The sequence below is a fragment of the Pseudomonas sp. MF08831 genome (genome assembly GCF_059862645.1).
Map to the genome: position 1 here is coordinate 351,127 of NZ_JCBCUX010000002.1, position 24,182 is coordinate 375,308.

Annotated in this window: 18 protein-coding genes and 2 pseudogenes; 2 read left to right on the forward strand and 18 right to left on the reverse strand. The window is 61.6% G+C overall.

The features are described from left to right. Positions 1-255 precede the first annotated feature (255 nt). Positions 256-1,314: pseudogene (locus AC19YS_RS04930) on the forward strand (methyl-accepting chemotaxis protein); the annotation flags it as partial. Positions 1,315-1,458: 144 nt separating this feature from the next. Continuing rightward, positions 1,459-2,172 (forward strand): methyl-accepting chemotaxis protein, encoded by a 714-nt coding sequence (locus AC19YS_RS04935; RefSeq protein ID WP_372239724.1) that lies wholly within the window; start codon positions 1,459-1,461, stop codon positions 2,170-2,172. A 195-nt stretch (positions 2,173-2,367) separates the two neighbouring features. On the opposite strand, the gene AC19YS_RS04940 is transcribed toward AC19YS_RS04935, so the two are convergent. From AC19YS_RS04940 to AC19YS_RS05025, 18 genes and pseudogenes are all read right to left on the reverse strand, one after another. Next, positions 2,368-3,102, reverse strand: a complete 735-nt coding sequence (locus AC19YS_RS04940; protein WP_106577504.1) for an amino acid ABC transporter ATP-binding protein — start codon at positions 3,100-3,102, stop codon at positions 2,368-2,370. Further along, positions 3,095-4,054, reverse strand: a complete 960-nt coding sequence (locus AC19YS_RS04945) for an amino acid ABC transporter permease (protein WP_106577503.1) — start codon at positions 4,052-4,054, stop codon at positions 3,095-3,097. The genes AC19YS_RS04940 and AC19YS_RS04945 overlap by 8 nt, the downstream gene beginning before the upstream one ends. A gap of 123 nt (positions 4,055-4,177) precedes the next feature. Then, positions 4,178-4,975: a transporter substrate-binding domain-containing protein gene (locus AC19YS_RS04950; RefSeq protein ID WP_106577502.1), complete on the reverse strand. Its 798-nt coding sequence runs from the start codon at positions 4,973-4,975 to the stop codon at positions 4,178-4,180. Positions 4,976-5,195: 220 nt separating this feature from the next. Continuing rightward, positions 5,196-5,996, reverse strand: coding sequence for a transporter substrate-binding domain-containing protein (locus AC19YS_RS04955; RefSeq protein WP_500601088.1), 801 nt, complete (start codon positions 5,994-5,996; stop codon positions 5,196-5,198). 150 nt (positions 5,997-6,146) lie between these two features. Continuing rightward, positions 6,147-8,755: pseudogene (gene mdoH / locus AC19YS_RS04960) on the reverse strand (glucans biosynthesis glucosyltransferase MdoH). Continuing rightward, the gene (locus tag AC19YS_RS04965) at positions 8,748-10,532 is read right to left on the reverse strand and encodes a glucan biosynthesis protein G (RefSeq protein WP_106577762.1); all 1,785 of its coding nucleotides are present in this window, start codon (positions 10,530-10,532) and stop codon (positions 8,748-8,750) included. The pseudogene mdoH and the gene AC19YS_RS04965 overlap by 8 nt, the downstream one beginning before the upstream one ends. A gap of 267 nt (positions 10,533-10,799) precedes the next feature. Continuing rightward, positions 10,800-11,237: a D-aminoacyl-tRNA deacylase gene (gene dtd / locus AC19YS_RS04970; protein ID WP_124416220.1), complete on the reverse strand. Its 438-nt coding sequence runs from the start codon at positions 11,235-11,237 to the stop codon at positions 10,800-10,802. Continuing rightward, a complete protein-coding gene (pip, locus tag AC19YS_RS04975; protein WP_119738084.1) occupies positions 11,234-12,205 on the reverse strand; it encodes a prolyl aminopeptidase in 972 nt (323 codons plus the stop codon). Before pip ends, dtd begins: the two co-directional genes overlap by 4 nt. A gap of 104 nt (positions 12,206-12,309) precedes the next feature. Next, positions 12,310-13,251 carry an alpha/beta hydrolase gene (locus tag AC19YS_RS04980; RefSeq protein ID WP_500601090.1) on the reverse strand — a complete coding sequence of 314 codons (942 nt, stop codon included), beginning with the start codon at positions 13,249-13,251 and terminating at the stop codon, positions 12,310-12,312. A gap of 153 nt (positions 13,252-13,404) precedes the next feature. After that, complete coding sequence (locus AC19YS_RS04985) at positions 13,405-14,352, reverse strand: choline ABC transporter substrate-binding protein (RefSeq protein WP_500601092.1); 948 nt, start codon at positions 14,350-14,352, stop codon at positions 13,405-13,407. Positions 14,353-14,595: 243 nt separating this feature from the next. Further along, on the reverse strand, positions 14,596-15,396 hold the full coding sequence (gene hutG / locus AC19YS_RS04990; RefSeq protein WP_119738091.1) for an N-formylglutamate deformylase: 801 nt from the start codon (positions 15,394-15,396) through the stop codon (positions 14,596-14,598). Between the two features lie 11 nt (positions 15,397-15,407). Beyond that, on the reverse strand, positions 15,408-16,613 hold the full coding sequence (hutI, locus tag AC19YS_RS04995) for an imidazolonepropionase (protein ID WP_500601094.1): 1,206 nt from the start codon (positions 16,611-16,613) through the stop codon (positions 15,408-15,410). A gap of 15 nt (positions 16,614-16,628) precedes the next feature. Next, on the reverse strand, positions 16,629-18,038 hold the full coding sequence (locus AC19YS_RS05000; RefSeq protein WP_119738095.1) for an amino acid permease: 1,410 nt from the start codon (positions 18,036-18,038) through the stop codon (positions 16,629-16,631). A 181-nt stretch (positions 18,039-18,219) separates the two neighbouring features. Further along, positions 18,220-19,758: a histidine ammonia-lyase gene (gene hutH / locus AC19YS_RS05005; RefSeq protein WP_500601096.1), complete on the reverse strand. Its 1,539-nt coding sequence runs from the start codon at positions 19,756-19,758 to the stop codon at positions 18,220-18,222. A 41-nt stretch (positions 19,759-19,799) separates the two neighbouring features. Beyond that, on the reverse strand, positions 19,800-21,323 hold the full coding sequence (locus AC19YS_RS05010) for an HAL/PAL/TAL family ammonia-lyase (RefSeq protein WP_500601098.1): 1,524 nt from the start codon (positions 21,321-21,323) through the stop codon (positions 19,800-19,802). 143 nt (positions 21,324-21,466) lie between these two features. Further along, positions 21,467-22,291: a quaternary amine ABC transporter ATP-binding protein gene (locus tag AC19YS_RS05015; protein ID WP_106577492.1), complete on the reverse strand. Its 825-nt coding sequence runs from the start codon at positions 22,289-22,291 to the stop codon at positions 21,467-21,469. Continuing rightward, positions 22,288-23,139: an ABC transporter permease gene (locus tag AC19YS_RS05020; protein ID WP_058411854.1), complete on the reverse strand. Its 852-nt coding sequence runs from the start codon at positions 23,137-23,139 to the stop codon at positions 22,288-22,290. The genes AC19YS_RS05015 and AC19YS_RS05020 overlap by 4 nt, the downstream gene beginning before the upstream one ends. A 72-nt stretch (positions 23,140-23,211) precedes the next feature. Further along, on the reverse strand, positions 23,212-24,177 hold the full coding sequence (locus AC19YS_RS05025; protein ID WP_106577491.1) for an ABC transporter substrate-binding protein: 966 nt from the start codon (positions 24,175-24,177) through the stop codon (positions 23,212-23,214). Positions 24,178-24,182: the final 5 nt, after the last annotated feature.

The window sequence follows — 24,182 nt, forward strand, 5'->3', positions numbered from 1 at the left end:
ACGGTCAGCTCGTTATGCCTGACAGACGCGGCGTTGCTCTGACTGGGGCTGCTGCGCAGCCCAACGCGGGGCAAGCCCGCTCGCCACAACAAGCCAGCTCGCCACAACAAGCCCGCGGGCCACGGCCAGCCCGCCCAGCACACCAAGCCTGCCCGCCTCAAGACGCGCCACATGATCCATCGCGCCTACAGAATAATCCCGCCCAGCCGATAGCCTCTGAATAAGTCCAAGCCTTGTTCAAAGGGAGTTCGCAGCATGTATCGTTGGTTAGCCGAAAAACTGGGGAATGTGAGCGTCAACCGCAAGCTGAGCATTGGCTTTGGCTTGGTGTTAGTCCTGACGTTGTTGACCACCTTCACCGGCTGGACCGGCCTGGGCGATGTGATCAGTCGCGGTGACAAACTGGGCTTTATCTCCAGCCTCAACGGCCTGACCAAAGACCTGCGTCTGGCGCGCCTGGACTTTGAAATGCGTCGCGGCGAACAAGGCACGGACGCGGTCAACGGCCTGCTCACCCAGCTGGACAACGGCCTTAAAACTGCACAAACCCTGATCGAGCAACCCGACGACAAGGCCCTGGTGGAGCAACAGCAGGAGGCCTTGAACCAATACCAAAAAGCCTTCGCCACCATGGTCCAGGCCGGTCTGAAGCGCGAAGGCGCGCGCAGCAAGCTCGGCGACACCGCCGACAACGCCGTGGCCAAGACCAACGAGGTCGAGAAGGCACTGCTGCAAGGTGACAGCGTCACCCAGTTCAACAGCGTGGTCGACTTGAGCAAGCTGATCCAGCAATCACGCTTCCAGGTGCGCGGCTACACCTACAGCGCCAAGGCGGAAGCCGAGCAGCCGGCCCTGGATGCCATCGACAACGCCCTCAAGAAAATCACCGACCTGCAAGGCCAATTGCCTGCCCAGTATCAGGCCAACCTGCAAGAAGCCGGCGTGTCGCTGCAAGCCTATCGCGCCGCCGTCAGCCAGTACCGCGATTCCCAGGTCGCCAGCGCTGCGGCCCTGAAAATCATGACCGAGCAAGGCGATATCCTGCTGGGCCACAGCGAAAAACTCACCCTCTCGCAAACCGCAGTACGCGATGCCGACGCGGCGCAAGCCAAGCAGCTGTTGCTGCTGGCCACCGTCCTGGCGCTGATCTTCGGCATGGTCGCCGCCTGGGCCATCACGCGCCAAATCGTCATTCCGCTGAACCAGACCCTCAACGTCGCTGAGCAAGTCGCCTCTGGCGACCTGAGCCACAACCTCAACTCTGCGCGCCAGGATGAGTTGGGGCAGCTGCAACGCGCCATGCAAAGCATGACCGTCGGCCTGCGCGAGTTGATCGGCGGCATCAGCGATGGCGTCACTCAGATCGCCAGCGCCGCCGAGCAACTGTCGGCCGTCACCGAGCAGACCAGCGCGGGGGTCAATAGCCAGAAGGTCGAGACCGACCAGGTAGCCACTGCCATGAATGAGATGGCAGCCACCGTGCAGGAAGTAGCGCGTAACGCCGAAGAAGCCTCTGAAGCCGCCGTGGCCGCTGACCAGCAGGCCCGCGAAGGTGACAAAGTCGTGGGTGAGGCCATCGCCCAGATCGAGCGCCTGGCCACTGAGGTGGGCAACTCCACCGAAGCCATGGGCCATCTGAAGCGCGAGAGCGACAAGATCGGCAGCGTGCTCGACGTGATCAAGTCGGTGGCCCAGCAAACCAACCTGCTCGCGCTTAACGCCGCGATCGAGGCCGCGCGTGCCGGTGAAGCCGGACGTGGCTTTGCCGTGGTCGCCGATGAGGTGCGCAGCCTGGCCCAGCGTACGCAGAAGTCCACTGAAGAGATCGAAGAGCTGATCGTCGGCCTGCAAAGCGGCACCCAGCAGGTGGCGACCATCATGGACAACAGCCGTGGCCTCACCGACAGCAGTGTCGAGCTGACCCGTCGGGCCGGCAACGCGCTGGGCAATATCACACGCACGGTCTCGACCATCCAGGCGATGAACTCGCAGATCGCCACCGCCGCCGAGCAGCAGAGTGCCGTGGCCGAAGAGATCAACCGCAGCGTGCTGAATGTACGCGATGTGTCTGAACAGACCTCTTCGGCCAGTGAGGAAACCGCCGCCTCCAGTGCCGAACTGGCGCGCCTGGGGATTTACCTGCAAACCCTGGTTGGCCGCTTCCGCATCTGAGCCGCCTTGCACGGCGGCCGACCCGGGCCGCCGAATCCCTTGAGCGTTTCAGCGCGTTGGCGCTGAACCGCTTGCAGACGCCGCACAATGCAATGCCGGAGGCAATCAATCGCAGAGTGATGAGGGTGCGGTGCGTGTCGCCACGCACTGTGGCGGCCGGTGCTCAGTTGACCCCGTCGGGCCCGGCCGTGAGGTTTACAGGACCTGGCGCAGGAAGGCCTGGGCCCGCGGGTCTTTCGGCGCGTCAAAGAACGCGGCAGGGGACGCGTCTTCCAGCAATTTGCCATGATCGAAAAACAGCACACGGTCGGCCACTTCGCGGGCAAAACCCATTTCGTGGGTGACGCAGACCATGGTCATGCCTTCCAGGGCGAGGGTCTTCATCACGTCCAGCACTTCACCGACCATTTCCGGGTCCAGCGCCGAAGTGGGCTCGTCAAACAGCATGACCTTGGGTTCCATTGCCAACGCGCGGGCGATGGCCACACGCTGTTGCTGTCCACCAGACAAACGTGACGGAAACTCGTTGGCCTTTTGCGCAATACCGACCTTTTCGAGCAGCGCCAGGGCCTTGGCCTCGCGCTCTTGTTTGCCGCGCTTGCGCACGACTTTTTGCGCCAGGCACAGGTTTTCCAGCACGGTCATGTGCGGGAACAAGTTGAAATGCTGGAACACCATGCCAACTTCGCGGCGGTAGGCGTTCACGTCGGTTTTCGGGTCAGCCAGTTGCAAGCCGTCGATGCTGACGGAGCCCGAGTCGAATGCTTCCAAACCATTCAGGCAACGCAGGAAGGTGGATTTGCCGGAACCCGACGGGCCGATCACCACCAGCACTTCGCCCTTGGCGACGTGAGTGGTGACGTGGTCCACCGCGCGCACCACGTGACCACGGGTGTCGAAGACTTTTACCAGATCGCGGACTTCAATCACTTTGCGCGAGCCTCCGCTCAAGCCGGCTGGCCATTTTTGACAGCGGCAGGTTGATCAGCAGGTACAGGCCTGCCACACAGAACAGGATTTCAAACGGCGAGAACGAGGTGGTGATCACTTCTCGACCACTTTTGAGCAGCTCGGTAATCGCGATTACCGACACCAGCGACGTGTCCTTGACCAGGCTGATAAATTGCCCGGCCAAAGGCGGCAGCACGCGTTTGAACGCTTGCGGCAGTACCACATGGCGCATCGACTGGCTGGCACTGAGGCCCAGCGAACGCGCGGCTTCATTCTGGCCACGGGTGATCGACTGCACACCGGCGCGCACGATTTCCGCCACATAAGCGCCAGTGAACAGCGACAGTGCCGCGATCCCGGCAAACTCCCGCGACAGATTGAGCACCGTGCCGATGAAGAAATAGAAAATAAAGATCTGCACCAACAGCGGCGTCCCGCGCACCAGCTCGACGTAGATAGTCGACAGGTCGCGCAAGGTCGGGTTATTGGACAGACGGCACAGGCCGGTTGCCAAGCCGATCGCCAGGCCGAGAATGCCGGACACCACCGAGAGCCACAATGTGGTCCACAAGCCCCACATCAACGGCCCCAGCGCCCAATGCCGGGTCACGCCCACCACGTCGCCTTCGGCGACATCATCGCCACGCGACACTTGCAGGCTGTTGTCGGCCACGGTGAGCTTTTGCTCGGTGCCGGCGTCGTTGCGCAGGGTCACTTCAGCGACGTCGCCTTTGTGCACCAGTTCCACCACGGTGGAAATGTCGGCGGCACGCTGGGACGTTTCGGCCTGATAGGCGAAGTACTGCGGCACGCGGTTCCAGCGCCACTCGTAAGACATCAGCGAAGTGGCGTAGTACAACGCGCCAGCCAGGCCAACCAGCACGACCACGGTCAACAGGTGCCAGGGCCATTGGGCTTTTTTCTGTTTCATTTCACTTTCCGAAGATGTATCGCCTGGCATGCCGTCATCGCGGGCAAGCCCGCTCCCACAAGGGAACACATTTCAACTGTGGGAGCTGGCTTGCCTGCGATGAAGTCGACTGGGTGTCAGCCCTTATTCCATGTCCTTGAGCCACTCGGCGCTCTTGAACCACTTATCATGGATGCGATCATAGGTGCCGTCGTTGCGGATCTGGTGCAGGAAGTTATTGATGTAGTTGAGGCTGTCGTAATCGCCTTTTTTCAGGCCGAACGCCAACGGCTCGAACGTGAAGGGTTCTTCCAGGAACACCAGTTTGCCGTTGCCGACCTTTTTCTCGGCAACCACGTTGTACGGCGCGTCATACACAAAGGCATCTGCCTTGCCGTTGACCACGTCGAGCACGCCTTCCTGCTCGTTGTCGTAGCCGTGGTACTTGGCTTTGGAGATCAGCTTTTTGGCGACCATTTCACCGGTGGTGCCCAGCTTGGAGGTCAGGCGGTATTTCTCATCGTTGAGGTCTTTGTAGGTCTTGATGGTGCCTTCCAGGTCCTTGCGAATCAGCAGCGTCTGGCCGACCACGATGAAAGGTTCGCTGAAATTGAGTCGCAGGTTGCGCTCTTGAGTCAGGGTCATGCCGCTGCCGATCATGTCGAACTTGCCGGTCAGAAAGGCCGGGATGATGCCGTCGTAACCGGTCGACACCAGCTCCAGTTTGACGCCCATCGATTTAGCCATTGCCTTGAGGATGTCGACTTCAAAGCCGATGATTTCACCGCGCTTGTCTGTCATTTCGAACGGCATGTAGGTCGGGTCCATGCCGACTTTCAGCGTGCCGCGCTTGACCGCATCATCGATGGCGCCAGCGTGAGCCGCAGTGGCCGCGACCAGCGCGGTGACGCCGAGCATCAGCATCGAAAGATACTTTTTCATCATCAAGTCCCCTGAACGGTTCTTATAAAGTCGGCGCGCAAAAGGGCTGCACCAATTCGGGGTGCGATCCTACCCCACTCGCTGCCCGTCACAAAGGTTTCGCGGGTAAATGTTCCCTGCGTATGTCGGAAAAGCCCCACAACGGTGCGGCGACGCGCAGGGTTAGACAGGTTCAGCAGGCAAGCGCGACAACGTCTTGATAGATAAGTGGTTAGAACGATTAATCGATCTCGGCCATCCAGGCGGTGTCCTTGAACCACTTGTCGTGCAGGCGATCGTAGGTCCCGTCCTGGGCCACCTGGCTGAGGAAGTGGTTGATCCAATTGAGGCTGTCGTAATCACCCTTTTTCAACCCGAACGCCAGAGGCTCAAAGGTAAACGGCTGTTCAAGTGCCAACAGTGTGCGGTTTTCCGGCCGGGCCATTGCGATCAGGTTGTAGGGCGCGTCATGAATGAAGGCATCGGCCTTACCCTCCACCACCTGCCGCACGCCCTCTTGCGCGGTGGCGAAACTGCTTAATCGGGCCGCCCCGAGCAAACGTCGCGCCGCTGCCTCTCCGGTCGTACCTGCCGTGGCGGCGATCCGGTAACCCGCATCGTCCAGGTCTTCGATACTGGAAATTTTGCCGGCCAGGCTCGGATGCAGCAGCACGGTTTGGCCAACCACGATGAAGGAGTCGCTGAAATTCAGCTTCAGATTGCGCTCTTGCGTGACCGTCATGCCGCTGCCGATCAGATCGAACTTCTTCGCCATCAGCCCCGGTACCAGGTCGGCATAGGGCATCGTGACCAATTCAAGTTGGACGCCCAGGGCATGGCTCATGGCCTGGAGCAAATCGATCTCGAAGCCGACGATGCGCCCCTGCTTGTCCTTCATCTCGAAGGGCACATAGGCGGGCGTGGTACCGACTTTGAGCACGCCACGGCGCACGGCGTCATCCAGGGCGCCGGCACTCAACAGGCCCGCGTACACCCATGCGACAGCGCCTGCCAGCCACGCCCAACAATAGCTCTTGCTCATGATTCCCCCCTGTGACCTCGTCAATTCGAGGGGGCGATGCTAACCCAGCCACAGGCACGGCAATACGTCGCGAACAAAGGACTTTTGTTTCGAAATAACAAGGCGTTAGTGCTTAGAGGAAGAAGCGCGAAACGCTGTAGGAACAGCGCTTCAAACGCCCCCGAGGTGGGCCCTCGGGGGCGTATGAATCAGGCCGGTTGAGCCTGGGACGACAGCGGTTGCAGCGGCAGCAAAGGCGCGTGCGGGTCCGCCTTGATCGAAGCACGCCAGGCGCCCAGCCACTCGGCGTGGCCTTCGCTCCAGACTTGCTGGTGCAGACGAGCCAGGGCGACCGGATCGCTGAGCAGCGCCACGCGTTCGCCGTTGTTGAGGCCGGCAGGGCCGACTTTCAATGCGTGGCGGACACGCTCCTGACGCAGATGCTCGATCGGCTCCGCTTCACGGTGACGCGAGGTCGCCAGGGCGCAGGCCAACGCATTCTGCTGCGGGTCGACGACCGAACGCACAAACCCGTCGTTCAGCGCGTGCCAACGGTTTTCGTGGGTGTACTTCTCGGTCGACAGTAGGGCTTGCGGCGGATTGTATTCCTCAGGGATCAGGAACAGGCTCTCGTCGCGGGACTTGAGGCCCAGTTTCACGCGGCTGGAAATCACCGACACCGGAATCGACAGCATCAGCGAGCCGACAATCGGGATCAGCCACCACAGGAAGCTTGGGTTCAGCCACACCACCAACAACGCCCAGAGGAAGCCGAGCAATGTTTGCGGGCCGTGACGCTTGACCGCCTCGCTCCACGGCGTGGAGTCGTCGTCACGCTGTGGCGAGTTCCAGGTCGCAGCCCAGCCGAGGAACGCGGCGAGCACGAAACGGGTGTGGAAGATCATCCGCACCGGCGCCAGCAGCATCGAGAACAGCATCTCCAGCAGCATCGACAAGGTCACCTTGAACTTGCCGCCGAACTCTTTCGCGCCCTTGGCCCAGATCAGGATGATGCTCAGCAGTTTGGGCAGGAACAACAGCACGATGGTGGTGGAGAACAGCGCCACCGCCTTGTCCGGATGCCATTGCGGCCACAGCGGGTACAACTGGCGTGGTGCCATGAAGTACTGCGGCTCCATCAGGGTGTTCACCGCCAGCAACGCCGTCGACAGCACCAGGAAGAAGAACCACAACGGCGCCGACAGGTACGACATCACGCCGGTCAGGAACACCGCGCGGTGCACCGGGTGCATGCCTTTTACCAGGAACAGGCGGAAGTTCATCAGGTTACCGTGGCACCAGCGACGGTCACGCTTGAGTTCGTCCAGCAGGTTCGGCGGCAGTTCTTCGTAGCTGCCCGGCAAGTCGTAGGCAATCCACACGCCCCAGCCGGCACGGCGCATCAGCGCTGCTTCAACGAAGTCGTGAGAGAGGATCGCACCGGCAAACGCGCCTTTACCCGGCAACGGCGCCAGGGCGCAGTGCTCGATAAACGGCTTCATGCGAATGATCGCGTTGTGGCCCCAGTAGTGGGATTCACCCAACTGCCAGAAGTGCAGGCCGGCGGTAAACAGCGGGCCGTATACACGGGTGGCGAACTGCTGCATGCGCGCATACAGGGTGTCCATGCCCGACGCACGCGGCGCGGTCTGGATAATCCCGGCATCCGGCGTGGCTTCCATCAGGCGCACCAGGCTGGTCAGGCATTCGCCGCTCATCACGCTGTCGGCGTCGAGGACCACCATGTACTTGTAGTCACCGCCCCAGCGACGGCAGAAGTCGTCGAGGTTGCCGCTTTTGCGTTTGACGCGACGGCGACGGCGGCGATAGAAGATCTTGCCGAACCCCCCGGCTTCGCGGCACACGTCAAGCCAGGCTTGCTGTTCGGCGATGCAGATATCGGCTTCGTTACTGTCGCTGAGGACGAAGAAATCGAAACGGTCCAGGTCGCCTGTGGCGGCCACCGACTCGAAGGTGGCGCGCAGACCGGCAAATACCCGGGGCACGTCTTCGTTGCAGATGGGCATCACCAGCGCGGTACGCGCATCCTTCGGGATCGGCTCGTCACCGGCACTTTTACCGGAAATCCGGTATTTATCGTGACCGGTCAGCAGTTCCAGAAAGCCCATCAGCGCGGTCCAGAAACCGGCCGAGACCCAGCAGAACAAGATCCCGAACATGATCAGGATGCTGGTTTGCAGGGCGTAAGGCAGGACTTGGGTCGCGGTTTGCAGCAAGGTCTGGTTGCGCACTTCGTCGAAGTCGACCAGTGACCAGCCCTGGTACGGCATGATGCCTTTCATGTACCAGCCGGCAACGATGGTCTGACCGAGCATCAAAATCAGCAGGATGTAGCGGCGGATCGAACCGACGGTACGCCAGCGCGCGGCCGGCAGTACACGCTCGTCTTTGGGCGGCTTCGGCGGGTTGGTGCGACCGGTCATCCGGCGCCAACCGCGCACCAGAATGTTGGTGCGCCAAGGCTCAGGCACTACTTTGGTCCGACGAATCGGCGGCGTAGCCTTCAGGCAAACCCGGCCACTGGCGTCGAGCGCAAGCATTTCTGCGTCTTGCAGCTCTTCGGCGGTGTTGAGGGTCAGCCGACGGCCGACCGACGCTTGGGCAGCGTCGGCTGGTGCGTCGAAGGTCGCAGACGAAAGCCGCTCATGCAGCTCGCTGAAGGACGTGCAGCCCGCCAGTTCGGCGCGCTGCTCGGCGGTCATCGGGAGGTGCGCCAGGTACTCGGACAGAGTCTCGGGCGTGGTTTGAGAATTACTCATCGGCAGGCAACTGATAGCTCCAGGTTTCGGTCAGGACGTGTTCTGTCTTGGCCGGCTCCGGATTAGAGAGTGGCGTGGCCGGGGCAGCTTCTGGCTGCTTGGCTTCCTTGTCTTTGGCTTCTTTCGCGTCTTTTGCTTCTTTTGCTTCTTTTGCTTCTTTCTTGGCCTGTTTCTCGTGCTGCTTGGCCAACAGCTTGTCGGCCTTGATCACTTGGGTCGACGCTTTCTCAGGCTCCGGCTGCGGGATGTCCTGGACCAGGGCTGCACGCATTTCAGTCGGTTTGCCTGCGTCCTTGATCTTCATCCGCAGGGTCAAGCGCCAGCCTTTGGTGTGTTCGTTGTAACGCACGCTGTTTTCAACGATTTCGGCGTTGTCGCCGACACTCACCTGGCTGCGCACCGCGGCGTCTGCCGGCAGGGCTTTGAGGGACGGGCCCTCGAAGTCAACCAGGTAGGCCACGCTGCCGTCCGGCTGACGGATCAGGTTGGACTGCTTCACGTCACCGGTGGAGCGCAAGGTTTGCTTGACCCAGGCGCTGTCGGCCGGGTGCAGGGCTTTCTCGTCCATGGTCCAGTGCAAGCGGTAGCTGATGTCCAGCGGCTCGCCGACTTTTGGCAGCTCGGCCGGGCTCCAGAACGCAACGATGTTGTCGTTGGTTTCATCGGCGGTCGGAATCTCTACCAAATCGACGGAACCCTTGCCCCAGTCGCCTTCAGGCTCGATCCAGGCGCTTGGGCGCTTGTCGTAGTTGTCGTCCAGGTCTTCGTAGTGGCTGAAGTCGCGGCCGCGTTGCAGCAGGCCGAAACCACGCGGGTTTTCGATGGTGAAGTTGCTGACCGACAGATGTTTAGGGTTGTTCAGAGGGCGCCAGATCCACTCACCGTTGCCGGCATGGATCGACAGACCGCTGGAATCGTGCAGTTCACGACGGTAGTTGAGCACCTTCGACGGCTGGTTCGCACCAAACAGGAACATGCTGGTCAGCGGGGCAACGCCCAGTTTGCTGACCTTGTCGCGCAGGAACATCTGGGACTTGACGTCGACAACGGTGTCGGTGCCAGGGCGCAGGGTCAGGCGATAGGCGCCGGTGGCGCGTGGGGAGTCCAGCAAGGCGAAAATCACCAACTGCTTTTCACCCGGTTTTGGACGCTCGATCCAGAATTCGGTGAAACGCGGAAACTCTTCACCGGACGGCAATGCAGTGTCGATCGCCATGCCACGGGCCGACAGGCCATACGACTGGCCTTTGCCGACGACGCGGAAGTAGCTGGCGCCGAGCATGGTCATGATTTCGTCTTGCTTGTCAGGCGTGTTGATCGGGTACAGCACACGGAAACCGGCATAACCCAGCTGTTCAGTGGACTTGGGATCGTATTTCACGTCGCCGAAATCGAAACGCGTCGGGTCGTATTTGATTTCCTGAACGGTGTCGGCGGTGACTTCGTTGATTTTCACCGGCGTGTCGAAGTGCATGCCCTGGTGATAGAAGGACAGCTTGAACGGTGTGTTTTGATCGGCCCACTCGGCTTTTTCGTTACGGAAACGAATCTTCTGATAGTCGGCGAATTTCATTTCGCGAAATTCGTTCGGCAGATTGCTGCGCGGAGCTTCGTATTTCTGCCCGGCCAGCTCTTTTGCCTTGGCCGACACATCATCCAGACTGAATGCCCACAGTTGACCCGCGCCGAACAGGCAAAACAGGGCGGAGCCCGTCACCAGTGCGTTTCGTAACCGTTTGGCAGACAATTTTGGTGCATTACAGGGACTAACAATCACGAGCAACCCTCGCCGAAAACAGATCAAAAAACCAACGGCCAGCTATCTATATGCCAGGTTGGCGAGCATTGTTCCGACTCCCTTGGGTCAAAATGATTCCCCATTGGTTTGTCGGACAAGTCTCTACCTAAGTCAAAAATGGACCAAACAACGCTGATCCCCGTAGCGCGCGATTATCTAGTAGCCCGCGAAACAACGCATCAGGGACAACGAAGTATTTGTAGCGAAACCCTGCGTTTTTAGGCATTAACGTCGTTTTTAATACATTCATGTCTGTAAGAGGAAGGTCACAGGGCCATCATTGACCAAATGCACCTGCATATCCGCCCCAAAACGCCCTGACGCCACCTTGCCATGCAATTGTTGCGCTTGTAACAGCAAGTGCTCAAAAAGCGTTGCTCCCAGCGCCGGAGGGGCCGCGGTGGAGAAGCTCGGCCGCAGGCCGCTTTTGGTATCCGCCGCCAGGGTGAACTGCGACACCAGCAGCAAACCACCGCCAATGTCCTTCAAGGACAGGTTCATCTTGCCCTCGTCATCACTGAATACCCGGTAGTTAAGCAGCTTGTGCAACAGTTTGTCGGCGCTCTCTGGGGTATCTGAAGGCTCAACGGCGACAAGCACCAGCAAACCCTGGTCAATTGCGCCTACGACCTCGCCCGCCACCTCGACGCGGGCGCCACGCACCCGTTGCAACAGGCCCTTCATGCTTCTTCTGGCGGCAGATCAAGCAGGCGCCGTGCCATTTCGCCGGTTGCACGCACCAATGCATCGGTGATGCCGGGCTCGGACGCGGCATGGCCGGCCTCGCGGATCACCTGCAGCTCACTGTTGGGCCACGCCTGATGCAGCTCCCAGGCATTGTCCAGCGGGCAGATCATATCGTAGCGCCCGTGAATGATTACGCCAGGCAAGTGGGCGATCTTGTGCATGTCGCGAATCAGCTGGTTGGGCTCCAGGAAGGAGTTGTTGGTGAAGTAGTGGCACTCGATACGTGCGATCGACAGCGCGCGCTGCGGCTCGGAAAACCGCTCGACATGCTGCGGGCTCGGGCACAGGCCCAGCATGCGGCCTTCCCAGCCGGACCACGCCTTGGCAGCGTGCATCTGGGCGATCTGATCGTTGCCGGTGAGGCGTTTGTGGTACGCGGCGACCAGGTCGTGACGCTCATCCGCCGGGATCGGTGCCAGGTAGTCCTGCCAGTAATCCGGGAACATGCGGCTCGCGCCTTCCTGGTAAAACCAGTGAATGTCCTGGTCGCGAGCCAGGAAGATTCCGCGCAGGATCAGGCCATGCACGCGCTCGGGATGGGTTTGCGCGTAAGCCAGCGACAGGGTCGAGCCCCAGGAGCCGCCAAACAGCACCCACTTTTCGATGCCCAGGTGTTCGCGAATGCGCTCAAGGTCGGCGACCAGGTCCCAGGTGGTGTTGTTTTCCAGGCTGGCGCGAGGCGTGGAGCGTCCGCAGCCGCGCTGGTCGAAGGTGACAATGCGGTACAGGTTCGGATCAAAGTAGCAGCGGCTCTGGGCGTCGCAGCCGGAGCCTGGGCCACCGTGGATAAAGACGACGGGCAAGCCTTCGGGGGAGCCACTTTCATCGACGTACAGCGTGTGGGTGTCATCGACGGCCAGATCGTGCCGGGCGTAGGGTTTGATCTGCGGGTACCAAGTCTGCATTGCGCGCTCCGTAGGGTGTCGGGTTCATCCCTGAGGGGACGTCTATTATTTTTGCCGTCTGGCATCATAAACCCGAATTGTGCAATGAGCATGTCCTTGAGCACTTAGACCTGTGTCAGCCCTTCGCTCCGCAGGCAGCGCCGCACGTAGCCCAGCAGATAGTCGTAGAGTTGATCCACCTGCGCCACGTGGCCGCGCGCGCGCAAACAGCCGTGGACCAGGCCTTTGCCGGGGTACAACACAGCCTCCACAGTCGCCGCCCGCAGGCGTTCGGCATACAGCATGCCGTCATCGCGCAGCGGGTCGAACTCGGCCACGGCGATCAGCGCCTTGGGTAAACCGCTGAAGTCCTTGGCCAGCAGTGGCATGGCATAGGCCGAAGGCGTGTCTGCGCCCGGCAAGTAGAGCGCCAGGTAGCAGTCGGTGTCGGCGGTGCTGAGCAAGGGCGCATCTCGGCAGTCGCGGCGCGACGGCAGGTCCGCCGCGCCGCCCAAACCTGGGTAAATCAGCACTTGGGCGCGGGGCAGCGGTTGGCCGTCATCGCGCAAACCCAGGCACAACGCCGCGGCCAGATTGCCGCCCGCGCTGTCGCCCATCACCACCAGGCGCTGCAGGTTGATCACGTGCGGCCCCTGCCCGGCCTGGATGGCCTGCCACACTGCGCGGCAATCCTGGTACGCCGCCGGGAACGGGTGTTCCGGCGCCAGGCGGTAGTCGATGGCGATCACCAGTACTTCAAGCGTGCTGGCCAGTTCGAAGCAAATGAAGTCATGGGAATCCAGCCCGCCGACCACCCAGCCGCCGCCGTGCATATAAAGGAGGCATGGCCAGCCTTCGATTGGCGTGGGCGCCGAAGGGAGATAGCTGCGCACGCCGACTGCACCGAGGGCAAAGTCAGTGACTTGCAGCCCTTCTGGCTTCGGCGGGGTAAATGCCTGGCACATGCGGTCGTAGCTGCGGCGTAAACCTGCGAGCGACGAGTCGTCGCTGCTGAGAGATTCGGTTTTAGTGACGAAGGCCGCAAGCTGCGGAGAAATCGGATACATGCGCAAATATCCCTAATCGCTGTAGATCAAGTGCGGGAGCTGGCTTGCCTGCCACAGCGGTGTGTCAGCCACTTGTGAATAACCTGATACACCGCCATCGCGGGCAAGCCCGCTCCACATTTGCCCTGTGTTGTTTGAGCTACCGTGCCTGGCTTAGGGTTTGAGGCTGGCCTTGACGGCCGCGACGCCATCGCCGCCATCAAACGCTGCTACCCCAGCCAGCCAGCGCTGCAAATCCTCCGGGTGGTCGCGCAACCATTGCTTGGCCACGTCCTGCGGCGATTGGCGCTCCATGATCGGCACCATCAACTGACTTTCCTGCGCGGCGGTGAAGGTCAGGTTTTCCAACAGGCGGGTGGCGTTCGGGCAACGCTGGGCGAAATCCGGCGCGGTTACGGTGGACACCGTGGCCCGGCCTTCGTCAGCCCCAAATACATCCTCGCTGCCGGTGAGGTAAGCCATTTTCATGTTGATGTTCATCGGGTGCGGAGTCCAACCGACAAACACGACAAACTCTTTGCGGTTCACCGCACGCTGCACGGCCGCGAGCATGCCCGCTTCACCGGAGGCAACCAGCTTGAAGCCGCCCAGGCCGAAGTGGTTGGTGTCGATCATTTTCTGGATATCGGTATTCGCGCCACTGCCGGGCTCGATGCCGTAGATCTTGGCACCCAGCTTGTCCTTGAAGCGCGCAATGTCGGCGAAGGTTTTCAGCCCGGCATCGGCCACGTATTGCGGCACCGCCAGAGTGGCCTGGGCGTCAGACAAGCTGGGCGTATCGAAGACTTTGACCTGCTTGGCGGCCAGGAATGGCGCGATGTTGTTGTCCATCGCCGGTTTCCAGTAGCCGAGGAAAATATCCAGGCGCTTGTCGCGGATGCCGGCAAAAATGATCTGTTGCACGGCGCTGGTCTGTTTGCTGTCGTAGCCCAGGCCATTGAGCAACACGTCGGCCATGCCGGAGGTGGCGACCACGTCAGTCCAACTGACCACGCCCATGCGCACGGTTTTGCAGGAGGCCGGTTCCGCAGCCATGGCGTGCGCACTGAGCAGTGCGGCGCCGGTGAGGGTCAACAGGTAACGGTTGAACAGTCTTTTCATGAAAAGAGGTCTCACTCGGCAGCGTTATTGTGGGGAGTGGCGTCTGACGCGCCCTATCCACAACATTACCCAGCGGGGCTTTGGTGAAAGCGACCTGTGGCGACCGGCAATTGCACTGCGGCGACTGCGAGGCCTCATCGCAGGCAAGCCAGCTCCCACATTTACACCGCATTCTCATGTTGGAACGCGGCCAAATGTGGGAGCGGGCTTGCTCGCGAAAGCTATTTCAGCAGTACCAAAAGTTTAACGGTAGTGCTTCTGTCCCCAGGCCAACACCCCTTCCAGCAACTGCTTCAACACCACCTGGGTCGGTTCAGCCAAGTCAGGGCGATACCGAAACGGCTCGACCTCTTCCATGTACGCGCTCTGACACAACTCCAGCTGCACCGCGTGGATGTCCTGCGCCGGGTCGCCGTAATGCCGGGTGATGTGCCCACCCTTGAAGCGCCCGTTGAGCACATGGGTGTACTGCGGATGCGCGGCGCAAATCGCCTCCAGCTGGCTGGCCAGCTCAGGATCACAGGCGGCGCCGTTGAAAGTGCCGAGGTTGAAGTCCGGCAGCTTGCCTTCGAACAGGTGCGGGATCACCGAGCGAATCGAGTGCGCATCAAACAGCAGCGCGTAGCCGAACTCGGCCTTGAGCCGCGCCAGTTCCTCTTGCAGGGCGCGGTGGTACGGCCCCCAAATCTTCTGCAGGTAGGTGGCGCGCTCCTCGGCGGAAGGCTCCAGGCCTTCGCGAAATAACGGCACGCCGTCGAACAGCGTCGCCGGGTACAGCCCGGTAGTGGCGCCGACATACAGCGGCTTGTCATCCGATGGCCGGTTCAGGTCGATCACAAACCGTGAGTACTCTGCCGACAAGGTGCTGGCGCCCAGGTCTTCGGCAAAGTCATACAGCGTGGGAATGTGCCAGTCGGTGTCCGGCAGGCTTTGTGCCTCGGGGATCAATCCGGCTTCCACCGCAGGCGTCAGGCGCAGGCCCGCGTGGGGCATGCTGATCAGCAGTGGCACTCGACCTTGTTTGAAGTTCAGAACCTTATCCACAGCAGTGCTCCTTAAACAGTGACATCGACGCCGTGGCGCACGACGCGTTTATCCAGTTCGCCGCCCAGCCAGTAGGCCAGGTCAGCGGGGCGATCAATCTGCCAGGCGACAAAGTCGGCGACCTTGCCCACTTGCAGCGAACCGTGGGTGTCGCCCATGCCCAGCGCGGTAGCCGCGTGTTGCGTGGCGCCGGCCAAAGCTTCTTCCGGAGTCATGCGGAACAGCGTGCAGGCCATGTTCAGCATCAGGCGCACCGACAGCGCCGGCGAGGTGCCGGGGTTGAGGTCACTGGCGATGGCAATCTTCACGCCGTGCTTGCGCAGCGCATCCATCGGCGGCAGCTGGGTTTCACGCAGGAAGTAGAACGCGCCCGGCAGCAACACGGCGACGGTGCCCGACGCGGCCATGGCGATGGCGTCGTCTTCGGTCATGAATTCCAGATGGTCCGCCGACAGCGCGTGGTAACGCGCGGCCAGGCTTGAGCCATGCAACGAAGAGAGTTGCTCGGCGTGCAGCTTCACCGGCAGGCCAAGTTGCTGGGCGACCTTGAACACACGCTCCACCTGTTCCGGGGAAAACGCCAGGTATTCGCAGAAGGCGTCTACCGCGTCTACCAGCCCTTCGGCTGCCAGGGCCGGCAGCATCTCGTGGCAGATGTGGTCGATGTAATCGTCGGCGCGGCCCTTGTACTCCGGCGGCAACGCATGCGCCGCCAGGCACGTGGCGCGCACGCTGACCGGCAGTGCTTCGCCGAGGCGCCGTGCCACGCGCAACATCTTGCGCTCGTTGACCAGGTCCAGGCCGTAGCCGGATTTGATCTCCACCGTGGTCACGCCGTCACGCAGCAAACTGCGCAGGCGCTTGTGCGCGCTGGCAAACAGTTCATCTTCAGTGGCCGCGCGGGTGGCGCGCACCGTGCTGGCAATACCGCCGCCCTTGGCCGCGATGTCGGCGTAGCTCACGCCTTGAAGGCGCTGCTCGAATTCGCCGCTGCGGTTGCCGCCGAACACCGTGTGGGTGTGGCAGTCGATCAGCCCGGGGGTGACCCACGCGCCTTGCAGGTCATGCACCTGGGCGTAATCCGCCGTCGGCGCCTGGCTGCGGGGGCCGATCCACTCGATGAGCGAATTGGCGGTGACCATGGCGGCATCCTCGATGATCGAGTACTTGCCGTCTGCCATGGTTGCGACGTGGCAGTGTTGCCAAAGCGTTTTCATCAACGCCTCCCTAAGTTAACGATGAGACAAAGCCGGGTCGTAATGAACCGTGGCCGCTTGCCCGGCAGCCGGTTTGACCCACAGCAGGTAAGCGACGACGAGCAGCACGATCCACACGGCGCCGACCAGCAAAGCGGCCTGGGTGTCCGGGAAGTAACCCAGCACGCCAAACACGAACAGCATGAACACGATGGCCGCTGCGGGCGCATAGGGCCAGAACGGCACCGGGAATTTCAGCTCGGCGACCTGCTCCCTGGTCATCGAGCGGCGCATCGCGACCTGAGTGAACAGAATCATCAGCCACACCCACACCGTGGCGAAGGTGGCAATCGAGGCGATCACCAGGAACACGTTTTCCGGGATCAGGTAATTGAGCACGACGCCGCCGAGCAACGCCGCGCCCATCACCACCACGGTCATCCACGGCACGCCCTGTTTGGACAGCTGGGCAAAGCCCTTGGGCGCCTGCCCCTGCTGGGCCAGGCCGTACATCATGCGGCCGGCGCCAAAGATGTCGCTGTTGATGGCCGAGACGGCCGCTGAGATCACCACGATATTAAGGAGGGTCGCCGCCGAGCCGATGCCGAGGTTGCTGAAGATCTGCACGAACGGGCTGCCCTGGCTGCCGATCTGCGGCCACGGGTAGATCGCCATCAACACAAACAGCGTCAGCACGTAGAACAGCAGGATGCGCAACGGCACCGCGTTGATCGCCTTGGGGATCACGCGTTGCGGGTCCTTGGCTTCACCGGCGGTGATGCCGATGATTTCGATGCCGCCGAACGCAAACATCACCACCGCGAACGAGGCAATCAGGCCGCCAACGCCGTTGGGCATGAAGCCGCCATGGGCCCACAGGTTGCTGATGCCGCTGGCCTGGGTGTCGCCGGCCGAATGGATGCCAAACAGCATGATGCCCAAGCCACCGAGGATCATCGCCACAATGGCGCCGACCTTGAGCAGCGACAGCCAGAACTCCATCTCGCCAAACACTTTGACGTTGCACAGGTTCAGGCCGCCGATCAAAAACACAATGCCGAGCACCCACACCCAGCGCGCGACCTCGGGAAACCAGAAGCCCATGTAGATGCCGAACGCGGTGACGTCGGCGAGGCAGACAATGATCATTTCAAACGCATAGGTCCAGCCGAGGATAAACCCGGCCATTGGGCCCAGGTAGGTGCTGGCGTACTGGCCGAAGGAGCCTGCAACCGGATTGTGCACAGCCATCTCGCCGAGTGCGCGCATCACCATGAATACGGCGGCGCCGCCGATCAGGTAAGCGAGCAGCACGGCGGGGCCGGCCATCTGTATGGCGGAGGCAGAGCCATAGAACAGCCCGGTGCCGATCGCGGAACCGAGTGCCATGAAGCGAATATGTCGGGCGTTCAGCCCGCGTTTCAAACCCTTTTCTTGCTGGTGCATTTCTCTTCCCTAGTTATTGTTATCCCGAGAAAATTCAAAGCTATCGCAACTTAGATGTGGGAGCTGTCGAGCTTTAGCGAGGCTGCGAAAGCGGTGTGTCAGGCAACAAAAATGTTGCCTGTACCGACGCCTTCGCAGCCTCGCTGGGGCTCGACAGCTCCCACATTGGACAGCGGCGAGCTTAGAGGCTCGGCAGCAACTTGGCCGGCACCAGCTCGTTCAGGCAGCGGCTGGCGAGCAGTTCGCTGGCGGCATTGATGTCCGGGGCGAAGAAGCGGTCCTTGTCGTAGAAGCCGACTTTGGCGCGCAGGATGCCACGGGCTTGCTCCAGCTTCGGCGAGGTTTTCAGGCCGTCGCGCAGGTCCAGGCCCTGGCACGCGGCCAGCCATTCCACTGCCAGGATGCCACGGGTGTTCTCAGCCATTTCCCACAGGCGTTTGCCCGCAGCCGGGGCCATGGACACGTGGTCTTCCTGGTTCGCCGAGGTCGGCAGGCTATCCACGCTGTGCGGATGGGACAGCGCCTTGTTCTCGCTGGCGAGGGCAGCAGCAGTCACCTGGGCGATCATGAAGCCGGAGTTGACCCCGCCATTGCCCACCAAAAACGGCGGCAATTGCGACATGTGTTTGTCCATCATCAACGAGATACGGCGCTCGCTCAGGGAGCCGATTTCGGCGATGGCCAACGCCATGTTGTCAGCCGCCATGGCCACCGGTTCGGCGTGGAAGTTGCCACCGGAAATCACGTCGCCTTCGGCGGCAAACACCAGCGGGTTATCCGACACGGCGTTGGCTTCCACCACCAGCACGTCGGCGGCCTGGCGGAACTGGGTCAGGCAGGCGCCCATGACTTGTGGCTGGCAGCGCAGGGAGTACGGGTCTTGCACCTTGTCGCAGTTCTGGTGCGACTGGGAGACCTGGCTGCTTTCGCCGAACAGGTCGCGATAGGCCGCAGCCGAATCGATCTGCCCACGCTGGCCACGCGCGGCGTGAATACGCGCGTCGAACGGCGAGCGCGAGCCGAGCACGGCTTCCACGGTCAGGCCGCCGCACGCCAGTGCAGCGGCGAACAAGTCTTCACCCTCGAACAGGCCGCGCAGCGCATAGGCGGTGGACACCTGAGTGCCGTTGAGCAGGGCCAGGCCTTCTTTGGCGGCAAGGGTCAACGGCGTCAGGCCGGCGACTTTCAGTGCCTCGGTGGCTTCCAGCCATTCGCCTTTGTAGCGCGCCTTGCCTTCGCCCAGCAGCACCAGCGACATGTGCGCCAACGGCGCCAGATCGCCCGAAGCGCCGACCGAACCTTTGAGTGGGATGTGCGGGTACACCTCGGCGTTGATCAGTGCGATCAGTGCGTCGATCACCTGGCGGCGAATCCCGGAGAACCCACGGCTCAGGCTGTTGACCTTGAGCACCATGACCAGCCGCACCAGCGCGTCGCTGATCGGCTCACCAACGCCGGCGGCGTGGGACAGCACCAGCGAACGCTGGAGGTTTTCCAGGTCTTCGCTTGCGATGCGGGTCGAGGCCAGCAGGCCGAAACCGGTGTTGATGCCATAGGCGGTGCGATTCTCGGCGAGAATCTGCTCCACGCAGGCAACACTGGCTTCGATCTGCGCCGTGGCGCTGTCATCCAGACTGAGGGTTACCGGCTGCTGGTAGATGGCCCGCAGTTGGGCAAGGCTCAGTTGGCCTGGAATCAGATTTAGCGCAGTCACATTCATGCTCCTTTGAATTGTTCTTCTGAATATTTGTGAATAAGTAATCAGTGCAAATGGGGTAATACGTGGTGCAGCAAAGCGGTGTCCTTAAGCAACGCGGCAGCGCTGGCGATGTCCGGCGCCAGCCAGCGGTCTTGCTCGTAAGGTGGGACTTTTTCACGTAGCAGGCGCCAGGCGCTGTCGGTGCCCGCGCCGAAACGCTGGTCCTTGAGAAACTCGAAGGCCTGGGCCGCCAGCAGGTACTCGATGGCGAGAATCTGGGTAACGTTGGCCAGTAACTGGTGCAGCTTGAGCGCGGCGTTGGTGCCCATGCTCAGGTGGTCTTCCTGCAGGCCGGAGGTGACGAAATTGTCGAGCACCGCCGGTTGCGCCAGCTGGCGGTTCTGCCCGCACAGCGAGGCAGCGACGTATTGCACAATCATCATCCCGGAGTTGACCCCAGGGTTGCTGACCAGGAACGCCGGCAAGCCGCTGACGTGCGGGTTGATCAGGCGGTCCAGGCGGCGCTCGGCCACCGAGCCGATTTCCGCCATGGCGATGGCGAGCATGTCGGCCGCCAGGGCCACGGACTGCCCGTGCGGGTTGGCCTGGGACACCACGCGGTAGGTGTCCGGCGTGCCGAGCACCAGCGGGTTGTCAGTGGCGCTGTTGAGTTCGGTCTCGATCTGGCGCGTGGCGTGTTCGACCTGGTCGCGCGCTGCGCCGTGAATGTGCGGGATCGAGCGGATGCTCAAGGCGTCCTGGGTGCGAATGCCATGGCTGCTGGCGATCACTTCACTGCCGTCGAGCAAGGCGCGCAGGTTGATGCCGACTTGCTGCATGCCCGGGTGCGGCTTGAGGGCGATGATGGCTTCGTCGAACGCGTCGATCTGGCCGCGCTGGGCTTCGAAACTCATGGCGCCGATCACGTCGGCCCATTGCAGCAAATGATGTGCGTCGGCCAGGGCCAGGCAGCTCAGGCCGGTCATGCACGGCGTGCCATTGACCAGGCACAGGCCGTCTTTGGCGCCGAGTACCACCGGCTGCAAACCTTCTGCCTGTAATGCTTGTTGCGCTGTCACGATCTGACCGCGATAGCTCACCGTGCCGACACCGAGCAATGCCACGCCGACGTGGGCCATGTGAGTCAAGTAACCCACCGAACCCTGGGACGGCACCTGCGGCGTGATGCCGTGGTTGAGCAGCGCCAGCAGCGAATGCACCACCTGTGGGTGCAAGCCGGATTTGCCGTGGCTGTAGTTGATGATCGCCGCGCAAATAATCGCGCGGGTTTGCTCGTCACTCAGCACCGGGCCGACGCCGCAGGCGTGGCTCAGCAAGGTATTGCGCGACAGCTGGCTGAGTTGCTCGCCCTTGAGCGACACATTGCACAGCGCGCCCAGGCCGGTGTTCACGCCATAGGCGCGCTCGCCGCTGGTGACGATGCGCTGCACGATGGCCTGGGCATTGTCGATGCGCGCCCAGGCGTGGCCCGAGAGTTCGAGCTGCGCACCAAAGCGGGCGACGGCGACCACGTCCTGCCAGCGCAGGGGAGCGTCGGCGATGATGATTTTTGCTGCCTGGGACATCTTCATACCTTCTTCAATTCTTGTGCAGCCTTACCGGCCTCTTCGGGGGCAAGCCCCCTCCCACCTTTGAAGGTGTTCACAGTTCAACATGTGGGAGGGGGATTGCCCCCGATAGGGCCCGCAGCCTCACCACACAATCGGGCTCAAACCACCGCAGCGCGGCGCTGAACAAACCGGTCCACATACTCATCCGCCGGCGAATGCAGAATCTCGCGCGGCGTGCCGACCTGGATCAGCTTGCCGTCCTTGAGGATCGCGATGCGGTTGCCGATGCGCACGGCTTCGTCGAGGTCGTGAGTGATGAACACGATGGTTTTGTGCAGGGTCTTTTGCAGCTCCAGCAACTGGTCCTGCATCTCGGCGCGGATCAACGGATCGAGGGCGCTGAAGGCTTCGTCCATCAGGATGATGTCGGTGTCGGCCGCCAAGGCGCGGGCCAGGCCCACACGCTGGCGCATGCCGCCGGACAGCTGGTGCGGGTATTTGTTTTCGTAGCCTTTGAGGCCCACGGTTTCGATCCAGTGCAGCGCGCGTTCGGCGCACACCTGCTTGGTTTCGCCACGCACTTTCAGGCCGTAGGCGACGTTGTCGAGCACGCTCTTGTGGGGCAGCAGGCCGAAGCTCTGGAACACCATGCTGATCTTGTGCCGACGGAATTGGCGCAGGGCTTCCATGTCCAGTTGCAGGATGTCTTCGCCGTCCACCAGTATCGCGCCGCTGGTAGGGTCGATCAGGCGGTTGAAGTGGCGCACCAGCGTGGATTTGCCGGAGCCCGACAGGCCCATGATCACGAAGATCTCGCCGGTGCCGATGCTCAGGGACAAGTCGTTGACGCCGACCACGCAACCGGTCTCGGCCAGTACCTGGTCCTTGGTCTTGCCTTGGCCAACCATGGCCAGGGCGTCCTTGGAACGGTTGCCGAAAATCTTGAAGACGTTTTTAACTTCAATTTTGCTGACAGTAGTCATTTGCTCGCCTCATGCCGTGGACGACCATAGGCCTGGGTAATGCGGTCGATGACCACTGCGAGAATCACAATCGCCAGCCCGGCTTCGAGGCCACGACCAACGTTGAGGGTCTGGATGCCGACGAGCACGTCTTCACCCAAGCCACGCGCGCCGATCATCGAGGCGATGACCACCATCGACAACGCCATCATGGTGGTCTGGTTGATACCGGCCATGATGCTTGGCAGCGCCAGCGGCAGTTGCACGCCGAACAGCTGCTGCCAGCGGTTGGCGCCAAAGGCGTTGATGGCTTCCATGACTTCGCCGTCGACTTGGCGAATGCCCAGGTCGGTGAGGCGAATCAGCGGCGGCGCGGCGTAGATCACCGTGGCGAAAATCGCCGGCACCTTGCCCAGGCCGAACAGCATCAGCACCGGAATCAGGTACACGAAGCTCGGCATGGTTTGCATGATGTCCAGCAACGGCATCAGCACCGAGCGCAGGCGATTGCTGCGCGCCGACAAGATGCCCAGCGGAATGCCGATCAGCACCGAAATCACCGTGGCGACCATCATCAGCGCCAGGGTTTGCATCAGCTTGTCCCACAGGCCAACCGCGCCCACCAGGAACAGCAAGCCGACGATCACTGCGGTGGTCAGCACCTTGCGGGTGGCATGCCAGGCGATGCCGCCGACGATGGCCAGCATCAGCCACCAGGGCGCCGCGCGCAGCAACCCTTCCAGGTTGACGATGGCCCACAGCAGGGTGTCGGAGATGTGCCGGAACACATCGCCGTAGTTGGTGACCAGTGAGTCCACCCAACCGTTGACCCAGTCGGCGATGGAAAACGTAAAACTCTCAGGAAACATATCGTGCTCTCGATCCAGTGGGTTGTGGCCGGGTGTCCGACCAGCCCCTCAGGGTAGTCGGACACGCTTGACCTACAAGGCCGCGTCGATTTTCTTGGCTGCGTCGTCGCTCACCCATGCGTGCCAGACTTCAGGATGTTCCTTGAGGAAAATTTTCGCCAGTTTTGGCGACTCAATTCGCTCTTTGGCCATGCGGCCCAGGTTCTGGTTCAACAAGTCGATAGGCAGGTTGACCTTCTCCAGCACGGCCACCAGCTCTGGCGCTTGCTCGTGAAAGGTCTTGGACAAGCCGACCTTGATGCTCACGCTTTTATCCACACCGGGCTTTTCTTCCAGTTTGACCAGGTCGACCTGGCCCATCAGCGGCGTCGGCGACCAGTAGTAGAACAGGATCGGCTCGCCACGCTTGTAGCTCGACAGCACCGCCGCATCCAGCGCCGGGCCGGTGCCTGGGCGGAAGTTGGTGTAGGTGCTTTCCAGGCCGTAGCTTTTGAGCATTTCGCTGTTGTCCAGCTCACAGGTCCAGCCGGCCGGGCAGTTGTAGAAACGGCCTTTGGACGGTTCTTCCTGGTCCTTGAACACCGAGGCGTATTTGGCCAGGTCGGCGATGGTTTTCAGGTCCGGCGCCTTGGGTTCCAACTTGCGCTTGGCGTCGCCTTCAATCACGTAGCGTGGCACGTACCAACCTTCCACCGCGCCGACGACCGGCGCACCGACGCCAACGACTTTGCCGGCCTTCTCGGCCTTGTTCCAGACTTCGCTGCGGCCGACCCATTCTTCGGCAAACACTTGGATGTCGTTGCTGCTCAGGGCGTTTTCCATGGTGATGGAGTTACCCGGCAGGCTGTCGGTTTTGCAGTCGTAGCCTTTTTCCAGCACGGTTTGCAGGATGTCGGTGAGCAACATGCCGCTTTCCCAATTCAGGCCCGCAAACTTCACCGGTTTGCCGGATTCGCACCAACCGGCCGCCTGGGCGCCGGCACTCGCCAACACGCTTGCAGAGAACAACGTGGCCAGCAGGGTCTTATTCATCTTCATTGTTG

Bases quoted from the DNA above. Each gene is read 5' to 3' on its own strand.
- dtd (WP_124416220.1), bottom strand. From the start codon at position 11,237: ATGAAGGGCCTGTTGCAACGGGTGCGTGGCGCCCGCGTCGAGGTGGCG.
- hutH (WP_500601096.1), bottom strand. From the start codon at position 19,758: ATGAATGTGACTGCGCTAAATCTGATTCCAGGCCAACTGAGCCTTGCC.
- AC19YS_RS04985 (WP_500601092.1), bottom strand. From the start codon at position 14,352: ATGAAAAGACTGTTCAACCGTTACCTGTTGACCCTCACCGGCGCCGCA.
- AC19YS_RS05025 (WP_106577491.1), bottom strand. From the start codon at position 24,177: ATGAAGATGAATAAGACCCTGCTGGCCACGTTGTTCTCTGCAAGCGTG.
- AC19YS_RS04935 (WP_372239724.1), top strand. From the start codon at position 1,459: ATGAATGAGATGGCAGCCACCGTGCAGGAAGTAGCGCGTAACGCCGAA.
- AC19YS_RS04950 (WP_106577502.1), bottom strand. From the start codon at position 4,975: ATGAAAAAGTATCTTTCGATGCTGATGCTCGGCGTCACCGCGCTGGTC.
- AC19YS_RS05010 (WP_500601098.1), bottom strand. From the start codon at position 21,323: ATGTCCCAGGCAGCAAAAATCATCATCGCCGACGCTCCCCTGCGCTGG.
- hutI (WP_500601094.1), bottom strand. From the start codon at position 16,613: ATGAAAACGCTTTGGCAACACTGCCACGTCGCAACCATGGCAGACGGC.
- AC19YS_RS05020 (WP_058411854.1), bottom strand. From the start codon at position 23,139: ATGTTTCCTGAGAGTTTTACGTTTTCCATCGCCGACTGGGTCAACGGT.
- AC19YS_RS04945 (WP_106577503.1), bottom strand. From the start codon at position 4,054: ATGAAACAGAAAAAAGCCCAATGGCCCTGGCACCTGTTGACCGTGGTC.
- AC19YS_RS05015 (WP_106577492.1), bottom strand. From the start codon at position 22,291: ATGACTACTGTCAGCAAAATTGAAGTTAAAAACGTCTTCAAGATTTTC.
- AC19YS_RS04980 (WP_500601090.1), bottom strand. From the start codon at position 13,251: ATGTATCCGATTTCTCCGCAGCTTGCGGCCTTCGTCACTAAAACCGAA.
- pip (WP_119738084.1), bottom strand. From the start codon at position 12,205: ATGCAGACTTGGTACCCGCAGATCAAACCCTACGCCCGGCACGATCTG.
- AC19YS_RS05000 (WP_119738095.1), bottom strand. From the start codon at position 18,038: ATGCACCAGCAAGAAAAGGGTTTGAAACGCGGGCTGAACGCCCGACAT.
- AC19YS_RS04955 (WP_500601088.1), bottom strand. From the start codon at position 5,996: ATGAGCAAGAGCTATTGTTGGGCGTGGCTGGCAGGCGCTGTCGCATGG.